Raw genomic sequence first — 17,709 nt, 5'->3', positions numbered from 1 at the left:
TCTCTAAGAAAGCTCCCTTCTGACATTAATCTTATCTATTAAGTAATGACATAATTCTTCTATTCCCTTCCCATTGCGAGCTGATATAACGAACACCTTAATATCCTTATTTAAAGAGTAAATATCTTCATAAAACTCATCTATATTAAAGTCTATAAAATTTATAATATCTATTTTATTTAAAACAACTGCTTCTGATTGTTGGAATATAAAAGGGTATTTAAGTGGCTTATCATTTCCTTCTGTAATACTTAAAACTGTTATTCTACAGTCTTCTCCTAAATCATAGGAAGCAGGACATACTAAATTTCCTATGTTTTCTATAAAAATTAAATCTAAATCTTCTAAATCCATATTTTCAATAGAATTTTCTATCATAGCAGCATCTAAGTGACATGCACCACAGGTATTTATTTGAACAACAGGTATACCTTGCCCTTCTATTCTTTCTCCATCTTTTGTAGTATATAAATCTCCTTCTATTACCCCAATAGAAATTGTATCTTTCATATTTTTTATTATCTTTTCAAGAATTGAAGTTTTTCCTGCCCCCGGAGATCCAAATATATTTATAGTGAATATATCTTTTTCTTTTAGAAGCTTTCTATTTTTTTCTGCAAATTCAGTATTAGATTGTAGTATCCTTCTTTGTATTGATATACTCTTCATCCTCTTCCCCCTCTATCCTTTCAACAAGTAGTTCAAATCCCCCTACTACCTCTATAATTATTGCTGCACCTTCACACTTTGTTCCTTTACTTAGTGCTCTAAAAGCAAATTTAAGAGATTCCTCATCTATTCCATTAAAACTACCAACTTTAATAATTATTAGGCTTACATTTTTAAGCTTGTATCTCTTGATATTTTCATCTACTATGCTATATATCTCAAATGCTATTGATGATTCATGCACTAGTTTCACCCTTTTCCATATACTCTAAGCTATTATCTTTAATAATTTTATAGACTTCACTACATATTTCTTTAAATTTTGTCTTTAACTCATTAGTAATCTCTAAACTAAAACCTACTTCTACTACCTCAATTCCTAAAATGAAACCTTCGATTTCAGTATTGGAATAATTAATTAGTGAAAGTAGGCTCATACCATGTATTGATAGTAAATTACTTGAATATTTTTCAGCTTCATTTAATGAAATTTTAGTTATTTGTCCACATTCTAATCCTAATAGTGTGCTATCTAAAATAAATAGAAGGTCACCATTTTGTATATTATCTAAAGCATAATTAAAATCAGTTTCTGCTTTTATACACTCTATACTTAAATTTAATTTCTTTAATTCTTCTTCTATTGAATCAATTATCTTAAGTGATATACTATCATCACCCATTAATAGGTTCCCTATTCCAATAACCTTAATCATTAAACAACCCTCATACTAAAATCCCTAAATTTATCACTTATAATATGAGTTGCACAGGAAACACAAGGGTCAAAAGATCTTATTATTCTCCCAACTTCAGAAGGATTTTTTATATCCTCTATATAAGTTCCTATTAATGCCTTCTCTACAACTCCTTTATTTCCTACAGAGTCTTCAGGTGATATATTCCAAGATGATGGTGTTATTATGTTATAACTTTCAATTTTCTTTTCTTTAATTGTCACCCAATGTCCCAAAGCTCCTCTCGTGGTATCACTCACTCCAACTCCATTTGCATATTCTGGTATTTCCCATTGTTTTTGTACAGATGGTTCAAGCTTAACTTTATTTAAAAGATCTTCGATTATATCACATATTCTTTTAGCTTCAATAACTCTGGCCATAGTTCTATCTAAAGTAGATATTCCTTTAGTATATTCCCCATTTAGCCATAGTCTAGCAAGTGGTCCTACTTCCATAGGAAGACCCTTATATCTTGCTGCCTTAACCCAGCTATAAGCATTCTTTTTATTTGTGTCTGGTTTCCAATTTCTATCTTCCTGTGTTAAAACATTCTTAGAATCTGAGTAGTAAGAGTAGACAATATCTTCACTTATATTATTTATATCAAATTTCTCTCTCAAATTATTTATAATAACTCCGCTTTTTACATAGCCGTTAGGCTCATTAAAATCACTATCAAATGCTCCATAACTTAAAAAGTTACCATATCCCCCTCCATTTTTAAAATCCTCAGGATAGTATTTAGAAATTATATTTATATCCTCAATCATTACATTATTAACAAAATTTCTAATTGAATATAATATAGATTTAAGTTCAACCACTTTTGCTACATCGATATTAACTGTTGCACCTCCAACAAAAATTCCATGATTATGTGGAGCCTTTCCTCCTAATATGGCTAACATCTTATGGGCATCTCTACTATATTTAAAAGCTTCAATATAATGATTATTCAATCTATCATTAATATCTTTTGGTAATTTATATTTTCTTCCTTCAGTATTATTTCCAGGTTTAATATCTATTTGTACATAATCAGGTATTGCAAATTGATAAAAATGTCTTATATGATTTTGTAAAAACTCACATGCATGCATTATTTGTCTCAATATACTTCCATTCTCATTTGGGGTAATGTTTAAAGCATTTTCTAAAGAAACTGTTGATACAAACCCATGTGCTGTTGAACATATACCACATATTCTCTCAGTGAAATAAATGGCGTCAAATGGTGATCTCCCCTTTAGCATTTCTTCAAATCCTCTAAAAAGAAATCCAGTATTTCTAGCATTTGTTACTATATTTTTTTCTATAGTAACCTCTATTTGCAAAAAACCACTTATTCTTGTAATTGGATTTATTATAATCTTTTCACTCATATATTTTCTCCACAATTAAAAATTTATAAAGGGCTCAATTTTGTCAGGGAACCCCTCATTTGCGCAACCAATACAAGGTGTATTATCCTCTATAGGCCAATTTACCCTATCATTCCATTTTCTAAGTGGACAATTTGTCTTTGTAATTGGACCTCTGCACCCTAATTGAAACATACACTCCTTATCCCCCAGCTTTGTAGCAAAATTTCCTTTATCAAAAAATGATCTTCTAGAACAATAAGTGTGTATAGTTTCTTCGTATAAAAATAAAGGGCGACCCTCTGAATCCAATTCTGGCAATCCATATGAAATTAGATGAGCTATAGTACTTATTACCCACTGAGGATTAGCAGGGCAACCAGGAATTCTTATAACTTCCCTAGTTAAAAAATTTGAGACGCTTTTGCTTAAAGACGGGTTAGAATTTGCTGAAGATATACCACCATATGATGCACATGTACCAACAGCTAAAACGTGCTTTGCTTTTCCCGCTGCAAGTGTTATAGCCTCTGCCCCTGAAATAAGTTTCCCATTATATTGAGCTATTATATTATAAAACCCATTATCTCTTGATGTTACAGCTCCTTCTACAACTAAAATAAATTCAGTGTCTAATGTTTCAAGAAATTTCTCAAAAGCTCTCTGCCCTTCTGCTCCCATAATACTATTATTGTAAGTCATATTTACTATCTGAGTTAATAAATACGGTATATCTGGAGTATTAGCATCTAAAAGTGAAATAATATTTCCTGAGCAGCCACAAGCCTCTAACCAAATAAGATTTATCTTTTTTAAGCTATTATCTTGTATTCTACTTAAAGTTGAAGCTATTACTTCTCTTGGACATCTTTTCTTCGCCAATGTCACACCTTCTATATTTATTGTTTTATAAACTTTATTCCTATTTTAATAATTTTATGACTATACTTTATACGGCTAAATTCAAGATAACTTTATTTTTAATAAAAAATAAGAAGACCTTACAAGTGTAAATCTTCCTACTATACTTACAAATATTAAATTATGCATTATTATAATTAATTCTTAGTTTATTTAACAATAAATCATAAAGATATATTTTACCTAGTTTTATTCTACACAGATCTAATGCTATCTATTATAGCAGGTATATCATCATGATCTTCTACCCATATAATACTTATTCCTAATTGCTCAAAGGATTTTTCATATAAATCATTATTTATAATATTAAACGATTTAAGAATATCGCCTTTTATATTATCATCCTCTGGAGATTTCTTAAAATCTTTTTTTCTCATAATTGCATAATGCTTTTTCATCTTATTCTTTCTATTGCTTATTGATAAAAGTCTTCTTAAATTAGGATCAGTTAAGGATAGCCCAAGCATTAATGTAGTGTTTTCCCTTAAAAAGTTTAATTGTGTTATATTAGTCCATGAATAAGGATCATTATAAAGGCTATGATATCTATCTTCTGAAAATACCAATAATCCTTCAGATAGTCGCTGATATTTATTAGGATTACGAGGTAAGAACCCATGTACATGATAAATTCCCAATTTATATGAAGTTGTATAATCTAATTCACTATATAATGAGTCATATTGTATATTATATTTGTTAAAGTTTTCTTCTAATAAATCATCAAAATTATATGTAACAATAGCTTTTATTCCAGTTCCATTTTTCCTTGTTAAACATAACCTTGAAATACTATTTAATAGTTCTGAAGTTCCCTTTCCATTATTAATATTTTTATAAAGTAAGTTAGCTAAATTTTCTTCAAAGGAATCTCCTAATGAAGCCTTTATAAATGCTGATTGCAATAAAGGTGATTTATTATTTGTTTCTTTCATTTTTTTTATAAGAAAATCTGCTTCTTTAGGAGAAATTCTAATACTTTTTTCTTTTAACTTATTCATTATCATAAATATTAATAAGTCTGACATCAAATCATTCCAATCGCTTATTCCAGCTTCTTTAGATATTCCTGCTCCCAGGAATAATACCAATTTATCTCTTTTATAAATATCCTTAAGCTCTTTTATTCTTTCTTCTCTTACTTTTTTCCAATTATCATCATTTTCACTTAATATAGCATTTAAAACTAATGACTCAAAATAATTCTCACTATTAGTTAACTCTTTATTATTAAACGTACTTTTATTTTCATTATCCATTTTTCTAGCAAATTCTCCTTTCGTAATTTTATTAAGCATTTATATTTTATTATTTAATATATTATAATTTATTAGATTTAAATTCTCTAAGTACTAATCACTTTATTAGCTATATTAATTTTTCTATTAATATTATAACAAAATCTTTAGATTAAGCTTCTAAATATAAAAAACTCTATAGAGTAGACTTTTTAAATAGTCTGTTCTATAGAGTTTATTTTAAATTGCCAAAATCTCTATTTTATAGTGATTCTCAATTATAATTACTTACTTCTTCTCTTTATTAATTCATATAATGTATGAACTGGAGTTCCTGTTCCACCTTTTACTCCTAAATCACTGTTTTTTGATGCCCAAGCTGTTCCAGCTATATCTAAGTGTAACCAAGGTTTGTCTTGAACAAATGCTTCTATAAATAACCCAGCTGTTATTGTTCCTGCAAATCTTCCACCACTATTTTTTAAATCTGCTATATCAGATTTAATTATTTTTTTATATTCATCAAAAGCTGGTAATTGCCAAATCTTTTCTCCAGTGTATTCTGAAGCAGATTTAAGCTCTCCATAGAATTCATCATTATTTGTAACAACTGCTGTTGTAGTTTCACCTAGAGCAACTAATGCAGCACCTGTTAATGTAGCTAAATCTATAACTTCATCAACCTTTTCATTGTTAATTATATAATGAACTGCATCAACTAAAGTTAATCTACCCTCAGCATCTGTATTAACTATTTCTATAGTCTTACCAGCCATAGATCCTATTACTTCACCTGGCTTGTAAGCTTCTCCAGATATTAAGTTTTCACATGCTGCAACAACTGCAATTACATTTATCTTTAATTGTCTTTTTGCAATAATTGACATCGCTCCTATAACTGAAGCTGCTCCACCCATATCATTTTTCATATCCATCATGCTATCCGTTGGCTTTATTGAGTATCCACCTGAATCGTAAGTTAAACCCTTACCTACTAATCCAATAACCTTATCATTATTGTCTTTATCTCCGAAATATCTCATAACTATAAGCTTTGGTTCTTTTGCAGATCCCTTAGCAACATTATAGAATGCTTCCATTTTTAATTCTTTAATTTTATCTACTCCATGAACTTCTACTTCAAATCCACTTTCATCACCTAACTCAACTACCTTTTTAGCTAAAGTTTCTGGATAAATAATATTTGATGGCTCATTAACTAAGTTTCTAGCAATTATGATTCCATCTGCTATTTCTTTACCTTCATTAATAGCCTCTTCTATTTCCTTAGTAGCTTCTTTTATTCCACATCTTGATATAGATACGTTAAGCTCTTTTTCTTCCTTAGCATCTGTCTTGTATTTATTAAATGTATAGTTAGCTAATTTAGCAGAACAAGCCATAGATTTTATAATTTCCTCTAGCTTTATAGACTCTGTATGTGGAACTCTTAAGAATATATTATTAATTTTTAATTCTTTACTCTTTTTAATTCCCTTACCTGTAGCAGCTTTTATATTGTCTAAAGTTAAATTTTCTTCTTTTCCTAATCCAACTAATATTACAGTTTGTATATTATCATTAACTTCTCTAGTAAATGTATATAATTCTCCATTTTTTCCTTTAAATAATTCTTTATCTTCTGCAAATTTTATATTTTTATTTAGTTCATCATTTGAAACTCTAAGGTTATCTTCTAGTAAATATATAACTAGAGCATCAGCAGTTGAACAAGTTAAACTTTTATATGATATATTCATTTTATCACCTCACGTTAATTGTCTTTTAATCATAATACCATTATTATAAAATCTATTCAATGGATAACAATTATTATTTGTTTGAAAAAATATTTTATTCTAAAAAATTTTTTTAAATTTTCTGTATAAAAATTTTATTTGTGTAAATAATACTAATGTAGATACAAAACCTGTTTAATACAGGTCCCATCCCCCATTTATTTATAAAGCGCTTCGGCGCTTTTTTACTTTGCAAATAAATACTCTAATCTAAATTTCTATTTAAATATATCATCAAAAACTCAATAATTTTTTAAATTTCTTAGTTAATAATATTTTAATTCTGTTAAGTAAATAATATTATGTAACTATATCCAATTAATGCTATAATTTATAATAACTGAATATTTTAAGAAAGGTAGATGAATTTAATGAAAATTAAAAAACTTATTATATTACCTATATTATTATCATTAATAGTATTAATTAACGGATGTTCTAAATTAGATAAAGCACAAAAATCCCTTGATACTTACTCTGATAAATGGGTTCAAAGTGATTATAAAGGTATGTATGAAATGCTAACTAGTGATTCAAAATCAAACATATCTGAGGAAGATTTTATTAAACGATATACTAATATATTTTCTGCCATAGATGCTAATAATTTATCACTAGAAGTTAATGGTGATAAAGAAAAATCTGATGGTATCATAACTATTCCATTTAAATTAAAAATGAATACAATAGCTGGAGCCATTGAACTTACAGATTACAAATTAGTTTTAGTTAAAGAAGATAAAGAATATAAAATTAAATGGGATGAAAGTTTGATTTTTCCTCAAATGGCTAAAGAGGATAAAGTAAGAGTAAATACCTCTCTTTCAAAAAGAGGAAGTATATTAGATAAAGATGGAAACCCATTAGCACAAGATGGCACTCTTAAAACAATAGGGATTTATCCTGCAAAGTTTAATTTATCAAATGTAGATGCTAAAATAACTGAAATTGCAAATATTCTAGATATAAGTGAAGAAAATATAAAAAGTAAACTTAATCAAAATACTGATCCTGAGCACTTTGTTCCTTTAGTAGATATATTACCAGATGATTCTAAAATAGCTAAGGTTTTAAGTATAGACAATGAAGGAATATTAATAAAACAAAAAGCTGGTAGAGTCTATACTGGTGGAGAAGCCTTTGGCAGATTAATTGGTTATATTGGAAGTATAACTGCAGAAGAATTAGAAGCTAATAAAGGTAAAGGATATAGTGATACAAGTCTTATAGGTAAAGCTGGATTAGAACAAGTTTATGAAGAAACTTTAAGAGGAAAAGATTCAGCTGAAATATATATAGAAAGAGGAAAAGAAAAAATTACTATTGCTAATAAAGAAGGAGAAGATGGAAAAGATATTAAAACTTCTATAGACTCAGCTCTTCAAAGCAAGATATACAGTGAAATGACTGGTGAAAAAGGAGCCGCTACAGCTGTTAACCCTAAAACCGGAGAAGTATTAGCTATGGTTAGTGCCCCTTCTTTTGATTCTAATGTCTTTACAACCTATGTAACCAAAACTCAAAAAGCCAAATGGGAAGAGACTAATAACGCTGATGAAATAAATAGATTTAATAAAATATATTCTCCTGGATCAACTATGAAATTAATAACTTCTGCAATAGGATTAGAAAATAAAGTTATAGATCCAAATCAAACAAGAGATATTAAAGGATTAGAATGGCAAAAGGATAGTTCTTGGGGTGACTTCAAAATTACTAGAGTAACTGATCCTGGTAAGCCTGAAAATTTAAAAGATGCGGTTAATCACTCAGATAATATTTATTTTGGACAAGTAGCTTTAGAACTAGGTAGTGATAAGTTTATAAATGGAATTAAAAACTTTGGTATTGGCGAAAAGTTAGAATTTGAATATCCTATGCAAGAATCACAAATTTCTAATGATGGTGCTTTAAGTAGGGAAATTTTATTAGCTGATACAGGATATGGACAAGGGGAAATAATGGTTACACCTTTGCATGTAGCTTTAGCCTACAGTTCTTTAGCTAACAATGGAGATATAATGCAACCAAGGTTGGTAACAAGTGAAAATTCTGAAGCAAAAGTTTGGAAACAAGGTGCTATATCAAAAGATAATCTGCCTACATTAATAAATTCCTTTACTGCTTTAATAAATGATGTTGGTGCAACTATTCCAGATGGGGCTGTCCCAGGATTTAGAGTGGCAGGTAAAACAGGTACTGCTGAAATAAAAAAATCTCAAGATGATACTACTGGAACTGAAAATGGTTGGTTCGTATCTGTTGATCCAGATACATCTAAAATTTCCTTATCAATGATTATTGAAGATGTTAAAGATAGAGGGCATAGCCACGTAACTGTTCCTAAAGTAAGAAATATTATGGAATATTATCTAAATAGATAGAAATAAAGCAGTATATAGACAAACACTATATACTGCTTTTTATTAAAATTATTTTTAATTATTAGTCTATATATTATTTAAATATTACCTTATTATCCTCAAATTTATCAATTATAGCTAGTGATTCAACACGAGCTCCCATATCTTCTAAAACGCCTCTTCCTTCTTGGAAGCCTTTTTCTATAACTATTCCAACTCCAATTAAGTTAGCACATGATTGTTTTACTATATCTATCATCCCTTTAGCAGCACAACCCTTGGCTAAGAAGTCATCTATTATTAGTATGTTTTCACCTTCATTTATAAATTGTTTTCCAACCCTAACTTTATAAGTCTTGTTTTTTGTAAAGGAATGGACCTCTGATTCATATACCTCTTTATCTAAGTTTAAACTTTCAGTTTTCTTTGCAAAAACTACTGGAACATAGTCAAAATATTGAGATGCTATAGCTGCTATACCAATTCCTGAAGCTTCAATTGTTAGTATTTTATCTATTTTTTGTCCATTAAATCTTTCTCTAAACTCTTGTCCAACCTCATTTAAAAACCTTATATCCATCTGGTGATTTAAAAAACAATCTACTTTTAATATATTTCCTTCTCTAACTTTTCCTTCTTTTAGGATTTTTTCTTTTAACTTTTCCATATAATTATCCCCTTTATTACTTAATGATATAGTATTCTCAAAAGCTTGTCTTCCTTAGCAATTCATGTAATAAAGCCAAATAAATACATGGCAACAATTGAATTTCGTAGTTAGGATATTTACGGTTTCCTAGTAGAAACACTTGAACCATATTTTCAAGCATATACGAATACTATTTATATCTTTTTGATTTATTATAGCACTCATATATAAAAAATATCAATAAACTATTCAAATTACAAGTTTTAACCAATGGTATTAATAATCTAATGTATATAATTTATTTTCATATAAGCTTTTTTTAACATCTACTATTCTTTGATTGGTAGAACCTCTAAATCTTAATCCATCTTTTAACTTATCTTTTTCAAATCTACCATCTACTAAAACATCTATGGTTTCAATTAGATCTCTCCATCCATTTTTAGCACTCAAGTTATTAATTATATACTCAAATGTATATCCTGTATAACTCCATACATTAATGTTGTTTTCCTTAAATTTTTTAGCCATATATGCAAACTCTTCTGCTCTCTCAAAAGGATCTCCTCCACTAAATGTTACTCCTTTAATAATAGGATTATTTAGTACATCTTCAATAAGACTATCAATATTTTTTTCTTCTCCACCATTAAAATCATGAGTATCAGGATTAAAACAGCCCTCACAGTTATGTTTGCATCCTTGAGAGAAAAATACTCTTCTTATTCCAGGCCCATTAACTAAACTTTCATAAGCTATACCAGAAAGCCTTATACTACCTTTCATATATAACATCCCCTTCTTCTATTCTCTTAGTTTTATTTTATCATTATAATTCTCTATTATTCCTTTAGTTCTATTAAAGGATTCTACTACTCTTACTTTACCTTCTTCTGTTAAATACTCAGCATTATTAATAGTTGATGGAACAACTTCATAAAATAACTTTCCATCTTTATCATACCAATTAACCCAAGTTGGTATATATGTTGGATATTCTACTTTTATTTCATTCTTATCTATATTCTTGCTTATTTTTACTGATACTATAACACCATCTTCTGTATATGGATTTTGTATTCTTTCGGTTCTTTGGCTAGACAGAAAATTTCCCATGGAATATATAACTGCTGTTTCTTTAGTACCATCAATAGACTTTAAAATATCTATAGGTTGTAATGAATGTGGATGAGTACCAAATATTATGTCTACTTTTTCATTAGCTAAAAATTGAGCAATCTTCTTTTGAGTATTATTTGGCTCTAGCTCATATTCATCTCCCCAATGCATATAAAAAATTATAACCTCTGCTCCAGAGCTTCTCATATCATTTATCTGATCCTTCATTTCTTGTAAATCTAAATCTAATGTATCTTCTCTAAATGTATTCATTAATGGATATATATCCTGAGGAATAACTGCTCCATTTAATCCTCTAGCTCCCCCATCAGCCGTCATAGTGTAGCTATAAGAGATAATCCCAATTTTAATACCATTAACACCTTTTATTGTATACCTATTTTCATTAGTATTTCCTCTTGTTCCTATTATATCAAAATTTCTATCTTTTAAGATCCCTCTAGTTCTATTAAAGCCTCTTACATCTCTATCTAAGGAGTGATTATTCATACTATTAACTACATCTACTCCAGCCCATTTCATTGCATCAGCCAATTCGTCTGGTGCATTAAAACTTGGATAGCCTGAATAGCCATAATTCTCAATACCAGAAAGGGTTCCCTCCAAATTTGCAATAGTTAAATCAGCATCATTTAGATAATTTTTTACATATTGAATAGTATTTTTAAAATCATATGTGTTATCTTTATTATTATACTGGGTTTCTAATATCTCCTTATGTATTAAAAAGTCTCCTGTTGCAACCACTTCAATAGCTTTTATATTATCTTCCTTTTTAATAACATCTTTCTCTATATCCTTGTCTAGATTTTCATTATCTGATTTTTCTAAAATAGTGTTATGTTTACTTAATAATACCTGAAATTTAGGTATGCAAAATATTCCTGATATTATTACAATAATTGTGACCATTAATAAAATTAAAACTTTTCTTCTGCTCATCATAAATATCCCCTTATTTTACATTTTTTAACTTAATTATATAACATTAAGTGTAAAGTAAACATACTATTAGGCAAAAAAAATTGCATGTATTCTCACATGCAATTTTATTTTATATTTAACTATTTAATTTAACATAATTTAATCTTCCACCAGCTTTTATTACATCTACCTCTTTATCTGTTAAATTAACATATACATTAAAACTGGTACCGTTACTTAAATTTTTTATTCTAGCCTTTCCATTTACTAAAGCTGCTTTGATGTCATCCACAATTAGCTCATCTAAAAGATTTACTTTATTATAATCAACTTCTGCTTCAAACTCCATAGGAACAATTCCATTATTAACCAAATTAGCTTTATGAATTCTTGCAAAAGATTTTGCTATTACAGCTTTAACTCCTAAATATAGCGGTGCTAATGCTGCGTGCTCTCTGCTAGATCCTTGTCCATAGTTATTTCCAGCAACTATTATACCTCCATTATTTTCCTTAGCTCTCTTAGGGAATCCTTCATCTAATGTATTAAAACAGTATTCTGCTAAATAAGGTATATTAGACCTAAATGGTAGTAATTTCGAGTTAGATGGCATTATATGATCTGTTGTAATATTATCTTGTACTTTTATAATCACTTTACCTTTTACATTCTCTCCTAACTCTTTATTTACAGGGAACGTCTTTATATTAGGTCCTCTTACAACTTCTACATCATCACCATTTTCTGCTGGCTCTATTATCATAGAATCATCAATTAAAAATTCTTTTGGCATTTTTACTGTGATATCTATATCTAGTTCCCTTGGATCTGTAAGAACTCCATTTATTGCAGAAACTGCTGCTGTTTCTGGACTAACTAAATATACTTTAGCAGATAATGTTCCACTTCTACCATAGAAGTTTCTATTAAAAGTTCTTAATGATACACTATCAGTTCCTGGCGCTTGTCCCATTCCTATGCATGGTCCACAAGAATTTTCTAATATTCTTGCCCCAGCACTTATTATATCCCCTAACGCTCCATTCCTAGCTATCATTTCCATAACCTGCCTTGATCCTGGAGCTATAACTAAACTTACATCTTTATGAACCTTTCTTCCCTTTAATATTTTTGCTACTTTTATTAAATCCTCATAAGAAGAATTTGTACAACTTCCTATAGCTACTTGATCAACTTTTATTTTTCCAATAGATTCAACCTCTTCTACATTGTCAGGACTATGGGGTTTAGCAGCTAAAGGCTTAAGGTTATTTAAATCTACTGTGATTTCTTCATCATATACTGCATTTTCATCAGCTTTAAGTTCTACCCAATCTTTTTTTCTTCCTTGTGCCTTAAAATACTCTAAGGTCTTTTCATCGCTTGGAAATATAGATGTTGTTGCTCCAAGCTCTGCACCCATATTGGTTATAGTAGCCCTTTGAGGTACTGAGAGAGTCTTAACTCCATCTCCTAAATATTCAAATACTCTGGAAACACCTCCTTTAACCGTAAGTCTTCTAAGAACTTCTAATATTATATCCTTAGCTGCAACCATTGGCTTTAATTCACCAACTAAGTTTATTTTACAAACTTTCGGAGTTGTTATATAGTAAGCTCCTCCTCCCATTGCTAAAGCAACATCTAATCCACCTGCTCCCATTGCAAGCATTCCAACCCCTCCAGCAGTTGGTGTATGACTATCTGAACCTATGAGAGTGTCCCCTGGAACTGAAAATCTTTCTAGAAATACTTGATGACATATACCATTACCTGGTTTTGAAAAATAAACCCCATACTTTGATGCTACAGTTTGTATAAATTTATGATCATCAGCATTTTCAAACCCTTGTTGAAGCATATTGTGATCAATAAAAGCTACGGATTTTTTTGTTTTTACTTTATCTATCTCCATGGCTTCTAATTGCAAATATGCCATTGTTCCTGTTGAGTCTTGAGTTAATGTTCTATCTATTTTTATACCTATTTCTTTTCCTGATTCTATCTTTCCTTCTACTAAATGACTTTTTAAAATCTTATAAACTAAGTTATGCCCCATTTATTTATTGCCCCCTTTTAATTAATTGCTTTGTTCTTCACTTAGCCTTAAATATTCTTTATATATTTGAACAAGTTCTTTATCAAATAAGCTTCTCTTAAGCCTTACCGATGTTGCTCTTACCATCTCAAGTATAGCTTGAGCAGACTTTTCATCTAAATTTACCCCATATTCTTTAAACTTATTTACTACTCCAGCTTTTCCAGAATGCTTACCTATAATAATTTGCCTTTCTAATCCAACTATTTTAGGATCAAAAGCTTCATAGTTTTTAGGATTTTTTATTGCCCCATCTGCATGTATTCCTGATTCATGCCTAAACATATTGTCTCCAACTATAGCTTTCCATGAAGGCAATATTCTTCCTGATGCCCTAGAGACATATTCTGAAACCTCTCTAAACATAGTTGTATTTATATTTTTATCATAGTTATAAACAAACATTAAAGCCATTAGAACTTCTTCTAGAGCAGCATTCCCAGCTCTCTCGCCTAAACCATTAACTGTTACTCCAACATGTGATGCTCCAGCCATAACTCCTGCTATAGCGTTAGCTGTTGCCATTCCAAAATCATTGTGAGTATGCATTTCAATATTGAAATTAGTATTTGAATATAAGTGCTTTATATCTTCATTAATTTTAAATGGCTCCATTATACCTACTGTATCACAATATCTAAATCTATCAGCGCCAGCTTGTTTAGCTAGTTCAATAAATTGAACTAAAAACTCTCTATCTGCTCTTGATGCATCTTCCCCATTAACAGATACATATAAGCCATTTTTCTTAGCAAACTCTACTGACTTAACCATATTTTCAAGTACCCATTCTCTAGATGTCTTAAGCTTATGTTGTATATGAATATCTGATACTGATATAGATATAGCTACAGCATCTACACCACAATCTATTGACTCTTCTATATCCTTTATTACAGCTCTATTCCAAGCCATGATACTTGATTTTTTATTTCTTTTAACAATTTGCTTTATAGCTTTCTTTTCATCTCCGCCCATTGTAGGTATCCCTACTTCTAACTGATCAACTCCTATGTCACTTAACATTTCAGCTATTGCTATTTTTTCTTCATTTGCAAAAACAACTCCTGCTGTTTGTTCTCCATCTCTTAAAGTAGTATCCACAATAAAAATTTCTTTACCATTATCTAAATTTTTAATGGACATATTCAATTTCCCCCTTTTCAAAAATAATTACTGCTTATTGCTAATTAACTTAACCCCAATTAATAAATTATACTTTTCCTATAATTATTATTACTAATTTTAGCATACACACTAATTTGAAACAAGTGAAATTCATCTGATTTTTATAAAAATTGCAAGTTTTTATAAATTTATTTCAAATAATGTAACCGAAACACCTAAAAGAAGGTTTGAGAATCATAAAAATGAAATATTTTATAAAAATCCTGCATTGTTAACTTAGTTCAAAAAAAGGATTGTAAATTTATTAAAACCTAAATTTACAATCCTCTACTTATATTTTTTAATATTTATAACTAATATTATCTTTAAATAAATTCTACTTAAAGAAAAAACTAATCTATAATGTAGTACTATAATTTTTTTATAAATTTTAATACATATTATAGACTAACTGTATTTTATAAAACTTTATAGTTATTCTTCTTACTTCCTACATGAGATATTCTATCTGCTCTTTCCTCATACTTCCCAGGTCCAAATCTTTCATCTAAGCTTAAATAACCAGTTACTCTTGATACACCTTGTATATCGTCACTTCCACACTCAATACATTTTCTTTCACTACTATTTAAGTATTTTCCACAATTTTTGCAATATCTTATATGGAAATTTATTCCTAAATAACTTATGTTAGTATTTTTATACGCATAATTTAATATATCCATAATAGCTTCACCAGATGGACAATCATCTACTTCTATATAACTTATATGACCTGCATTACATAATTTGTGATAAGGTGCTTCTATATCAATCTTATCCTTTATAGATATTGGATAATTAACTGGTATATGAAAACTATTAGTGTAATAATCTTTATCTGTTATTCCTTTAATAACTCCAAAGGCCTTCTTATCCTTTTTTATAAATTTACCTGAAAGACCTTCTGCTGGTGTTGCATAACAACTCCAATTTAATTTTGTTTCTTCTGTTGATCTATCAATAAATGCTCTTATATAACTTATTATTTCAGCCCCTAATTCTCTTGATTTAATATTTTCTCCATGATGATTTCCAGTTAAAGCAACTAATGTTTCTGTAAGACCTATAAACCCAATTCCCCAAGTTCCTTGCTTTAATATTGGCTCTATTGAATCCTCTTGCGAAAGTCCCTCAGATCCCTTCATCAAACCCTGACCTGCAACAAAAGGTAAATCTTTAACCTTAAGCTTTTTCAAAATATCATATCTGTGTAATAAGGCTTCTTTAGCCAGCTCCAATCTTTTATCTAATATACTAAAAAATACTTGGATATTCCCCTTTGCCTGAATTCCTATTCTAGGTAGATTAATAGTTACTGGAGCTATATTACCTCTTCCCTTACAACCAGGCTCTCCGTTAACATTTTTCATTAAATAAGTTCTGCATCCCATAGTTGCTGGCATATATCCCATATCATAATACTCTTTATTGAAATCAGCATCTATATTCATAAATGTAGGATTCATTCTCTTAGCTGCAACTTTACAAGCTAATTGATATAAATAGTGGTACTTATCTCCAGGATCCCTATTTACACCTTCTTTTACTCTAAATATTATGTTTGGAAATATAGGTTGTTCTCCCTTACCTAATCCCTTTTCATACTCTAATAGGAATACTTCACATATTAATGCAGCATCTTCAGAGTTTGGTATCCCTAAGTTTATTGAGCTAAATGGAACCTGTGATCCTGCTCTTGAATGCATAGTATTTAAATTATATACGACTCCTTGCATAGCCTGATGCACTCTCTTTTTCAATCTTTCTTCTGTTAATGTCTCTATCTTTTCTTTATCTAAGCTAAGCTCCTCCAACTCTAGCATTAACTCTCTCCTTGTAGGCTCAACAAATATACCCAGGTCATTATCAAAGTCTGGATGTGACTGCCCTCCAAACATATCATTTTGAGTTGATTGAAGTAAAATGCAAGAAAGTTCTGCCGCTGTTTCTATTCTTTTAGGGGGATTTATAGTGCCATATCCAGTATTAAATCCTTTTTCTAAAATCTCTCTAGTTGGTATGTGTAAACAATTAGTAGTTAAATTATAGCTATCTAAATCATGATAATATAAATCTCCATTTTCATGGGCCTTTGCTAAATGTTTAGGCATAACAGCTAAATTGTGCCACTTATTAGACTCTGATGCTATTCTTAGCAACTTAGAGCTAAAATTATTTCCAACATTAGCATTATCTCTATCTGTTTCTATTCCTATTTTTTCTATGGCCCTCATTAAATCCGATTTAATTGCTCTAACCTTAGTTCTTTCTTTTCTGTAATTAGAGTATGCCACTTTAATATTTTCATATTTACTATCAATCAATGCTTTTTCAACTAAGTTTTGAATTTCCTCAACAGTTACTTTTTCTTTTCCTGATAATTCTATATAGCTTATAACTTTTTTAACTATATCTAAAAGTTCAATATCCCTTAAATTAATTCCTATTTCATCTCCTGCTTTTTTTATCGCCGTAGCTATTTTTATTGAATCAAACGAAACCTCTCTACCATCTCTTTTTACTACATATAGCATTTATATAACCTCCGCCATACAATATATTGTATTTAATACTATTATTTATTATACTCTCTAAAAATATTCATATCAAATTATAGGGTACTCATATTTTATA

The 17,709-nt window shown here is 29.3% G+C and carries 14 protein-coding genes and 1 riboswitch; of the genes, 1 reads left to right on the top strand and 13 read right to left on the bottom strand.

The features are described 5' to 3' along the window. Window positions 1–3 precede the first annotated feature (3 nt). From hypB to ACZJV1_RS00730, 7 genes are all read right to left on the bottom strand, one after another. Entirely contained in the window at window positions 4–669 is a 666-nt protein-coding gene (gene hypB, locus ACZJV1_RS00760; RefSeq protein ID WP_463651131.1) for a hydrogenase nickel incorporation protein HypB, read from the bottom strand. Next, on the bottom strand, window positions 629–913 hold the full coding sequence (locus ACZJV1_RS00755) for a hydrogenase maturation nickel metallochaperone HypA/HybF (protein WP_460288495.1): 285 nt from the start codon (window positions 911–913) through the stop codon (window positions 629–631). Before ACZJV1_RS00755 ends, hypB begins: the two co-directional genes overlap by 41 nt. Then, window positions 906–1,385 carry a hydrogenase maturation protease gene (locus ACZJV1_RS00750; RefSeq protein WP_463651130.1) on the bottom strand — a complete coding sequence of 160 codons (480 nt, stop codon included), beginning with the start codon at window positions 1,383–1,385 and terminating at the stop codon, window positions 906–908. The genes ACZJV1_RS00755 and ACZJV1_RS00750 overlap by 8 nt, the downstream gene beginning before the upstream one ends. Next, on the bottom strand, window positions 1,385–2,791 hold the full coding sequence (locus ACZJV1_RS00745; RefSeq protein ID WP_460288497.1) for a nickel-dependent hydrogenase large subunit: 1,407 nt from the start codon (window positions 2,789–2,791) through the stop codon (window positions 1,385–1,387). Before ACZJV1_RS00745 ends, ACZJV1_RS00750 begins: the two co-directional genes overlap by 1 nt. A gap of 15 nt (window positions 2,792–2,806) precedes the next feature. Next, window positions 2,807–3,622 carry a hydrogenase small subunit gene (locus tag ACZJV1_RS00740; RefSeq protein ID WP_463652134.1) on the bottom strand — a complete coding sequence of 272 codons (816 nt, stop codon included), beginning with the start codon at window positions 3,620–3,622 and terminating at the stop codon, window positions 2,807–2,809. A gap of 263 nt (window positions 3,623–3,885) precedes the next feature. Continuing rightward, window positions 3,886–4,953, bottom strand: coding sequence for an SIR2 family protein (locus tag ACZJV1_RS00735; protein ID WP_463651129.1), 1,068 nt, complete (start codon window positions 4,951–4,953; stop codon window positions 3,886–3,888). A gap of 263 nt (window positions 4,954–5,216) precedes the next feature. Beyond that, on the bottom strand, window positions 5,217–6,692 hold the full coding sequence (locus ACZJV1_RS00730; protein ID WP_463651128.1) for a leucyl aminopeptidase: 1,476 nt from the start codon (window positions 6,690–6,692) through the stop codon (window positions 5,217–5,219). Window positions 6,693–7,102: 410 nt separating this feature from the next. On the opposite strand from ACZJV1_RS00730, the gene ACZJV1_RS00725 reads away from it, so the two are divergent. Then, a complete protein-coding gene (locus ACZJV1_RS00725) occupies window positions 7,103–9,115 on the top strand; it encodes a penicillin-binding transpeptidase domain-containing protein (protein ID WP_463651127.1) in 2,013 nt (670 codons plus the stop codon). Window positions 9,116–9,188: 73 nt separating this feature from the next. On the opposite strand, the gene ACZJV1_RS00720 is transcribed toward ACZJV1_RS00725, so the two are convergent. The 6 genes from ACZJV1_RS00720 to nrdD all read right to left on the bottom strand — a co-directional run bounded on the left by ACZJV1_RS00720 (window position 9,189) and on the right by nrdD (window position 17,609). After that, window positions 9,189–9,761 (bottom strand): xanthine phosphoribosyltransferase, encoded by a 573-nt coding sequence (locus ACZJV1_RS00720; RefSeq protein WP_463651126.1) that lies wholly within the window; start codon window positions 9,759–9,761, stop codon window positions 9,189–9,191. An 87-nt stretch (window positions 9,762–9,848) separates the two neighbouring features. Beyond that, window positions 9,849–9,950: riboswitch (purine riboswitch) on the bottom strand. A 69-nt stretch (window positions 9,951–10,019) separates the two neighbouring features. After that, window positions 10,020–10,529: an anaerobic ribonucleoside-triphosphate reductase activating protein gene (gene nrdG, locus ACZJV1_RS00715; RefSeq protein ID WP_463651125.1), complete on the bottom strand. Its 510-nt coding sequence runs from the start codon at window positions 10,527–10,529 to the stop codon at window positions 10,020–10,022. 18 nt (window positions 10,530–10,547) lie between these two features. Further along, window positions 10,548–11,825: a CapA family protein gene (locus ACZJV1_RS00710; protein ID WP_463651124.1), complete on the bottom strand. Its 1,278-nt coding sequence runs from the start codon at window positions 11,823–11,825 to the stop codon at window positions 10,548–10,550. A gap of 118 nt (window positions 11,826–11,943) precedes the next feature. Continuing rightward, window positions 11,944–13,866, bottom strand: a complete 1,923-nt coding sequence (locus ACZJV1_RS00705) for an aconitate hydratase (protein ID WP_463651123.1) — start codon at window positions 13,864–13,866, stop codon at window positions 11,944–11,946. Between the two features lie 21 nt (window positions 13,867–13,887). Beyond that, on the bottom strand, window positions 13,888–15,051 hold the full coding sequence (nifV, locus tag ACZJV1_RS00700) for a homocitrate synthase (RefSeq protein ID WP_463651122.1): 1,164 nt from the start codon (window positions 15,049–15,051) through the stop codon (window positions 13,888–13,890). A 440-nt stretch (window positions 15,052–15,491) separates the two neighbouring features. Then, window positions 15,492–17,609, bottom strand: coding sequence for an anaerobic ribonucleoside-triphosphate reductase (gene nrdD, locus ACZJV1_RS00695; RefSeq protein WP_463651121.1), 2,118 nt, complete (start codon window positions 17,607–17,609; stop codon window positions 15,492–15,494). Window positions 17,610–17,709: the final 100 nt, after the last annotated feature.

The sequence above is a fragment of the Clostridium sp. LS3 genome, assembly GCF_055330225.1.
Note: the sequence above shows the minus strand (reverse complement) of the source record. Positions and strands in the feature narration are given on the sequence as shown.

Coding starts and splice junctions, on each gene's coding strand:
- ACZJV1_RS00745 (WP_460288497.1), bottom strand. CDS start 2,791: ATGAGTGAAAAGATTATAATAAATCCAATTACAAGAATAAGTGGTTTT.
- ACZJV1_RS00705 (WP_463651123.1), bottom strand. CDS start 13,866: ATGGGGCATAACTTAGTTTATAAGATTTTAAAAAGTCATTTAGTAGAA.
- nifV (WP_463651122.1), bottom strand. CDS start 15,051: ATGTCCATTAAAAATTTAGATAATGGTAAAGAAATTTTTATTGTGGAT.
- ACZJV1_RS00725 (WP_463651127.1), top strand. CDS start 7,103: ATGAAAATTAAAAAACTTATTATATTACCTATATTATTATCATTAATA.
- ACZJV1_RS00735 (WP_463651129.1), bottom strand. CDS start 4,953: ATGGATAATGAAAATAAAAGTACGTTTAATAATAAAGAGTTAACTAAT.
- ACZJV1_RS00720 (WP_463651126.1), bottom strand. CDS start 9,761: ATGGAAAAGTTAAAAGAAAAAATCCTAAAAGAAGGAAAAGTTAGAGAA.
- nrdG (WP_463651125.1), bottom strand. CDS start 10,529: ATGAAAGGTAGTATAAGGCTTTCTGGTATAGCTTATGAAAGTTTAGTT.
- hypB (WP_463651131.1), bottom strand. CDS start 669: ATGAAGAGTATATCAATACAAAGAAGGATACTACAATCTAATACTGAA.
- ACZJV1_RS00730 (WP_463651128.1), bottom strand. CDS start 6,692: ATGAATATATCATATAAAAGTTTAACTTGTTCAACTGCTGATGCTCTA.
- ACZJV1_RS00710 (WP_463651124.1), bottom strand. CDS start 11,825: ATGAGCAGAAGAAAAGTTTTAATTTTATTAATGGTCACAATTATTGTA.
- nrdD (WP_463651121.1), bottom strand. CDS start 17,609: ATGCTATATGTAGTAAAAAGAGATGGTAGAGAGGTTTCGTTTGATTCA.
- ACZJV1_RS00750 (WP_463651130.1), bottom strand. CDS start 1,385: ATGATTAAGGTTATTGGAATAGGGAACCTATTAATGGGTGATGATAGT.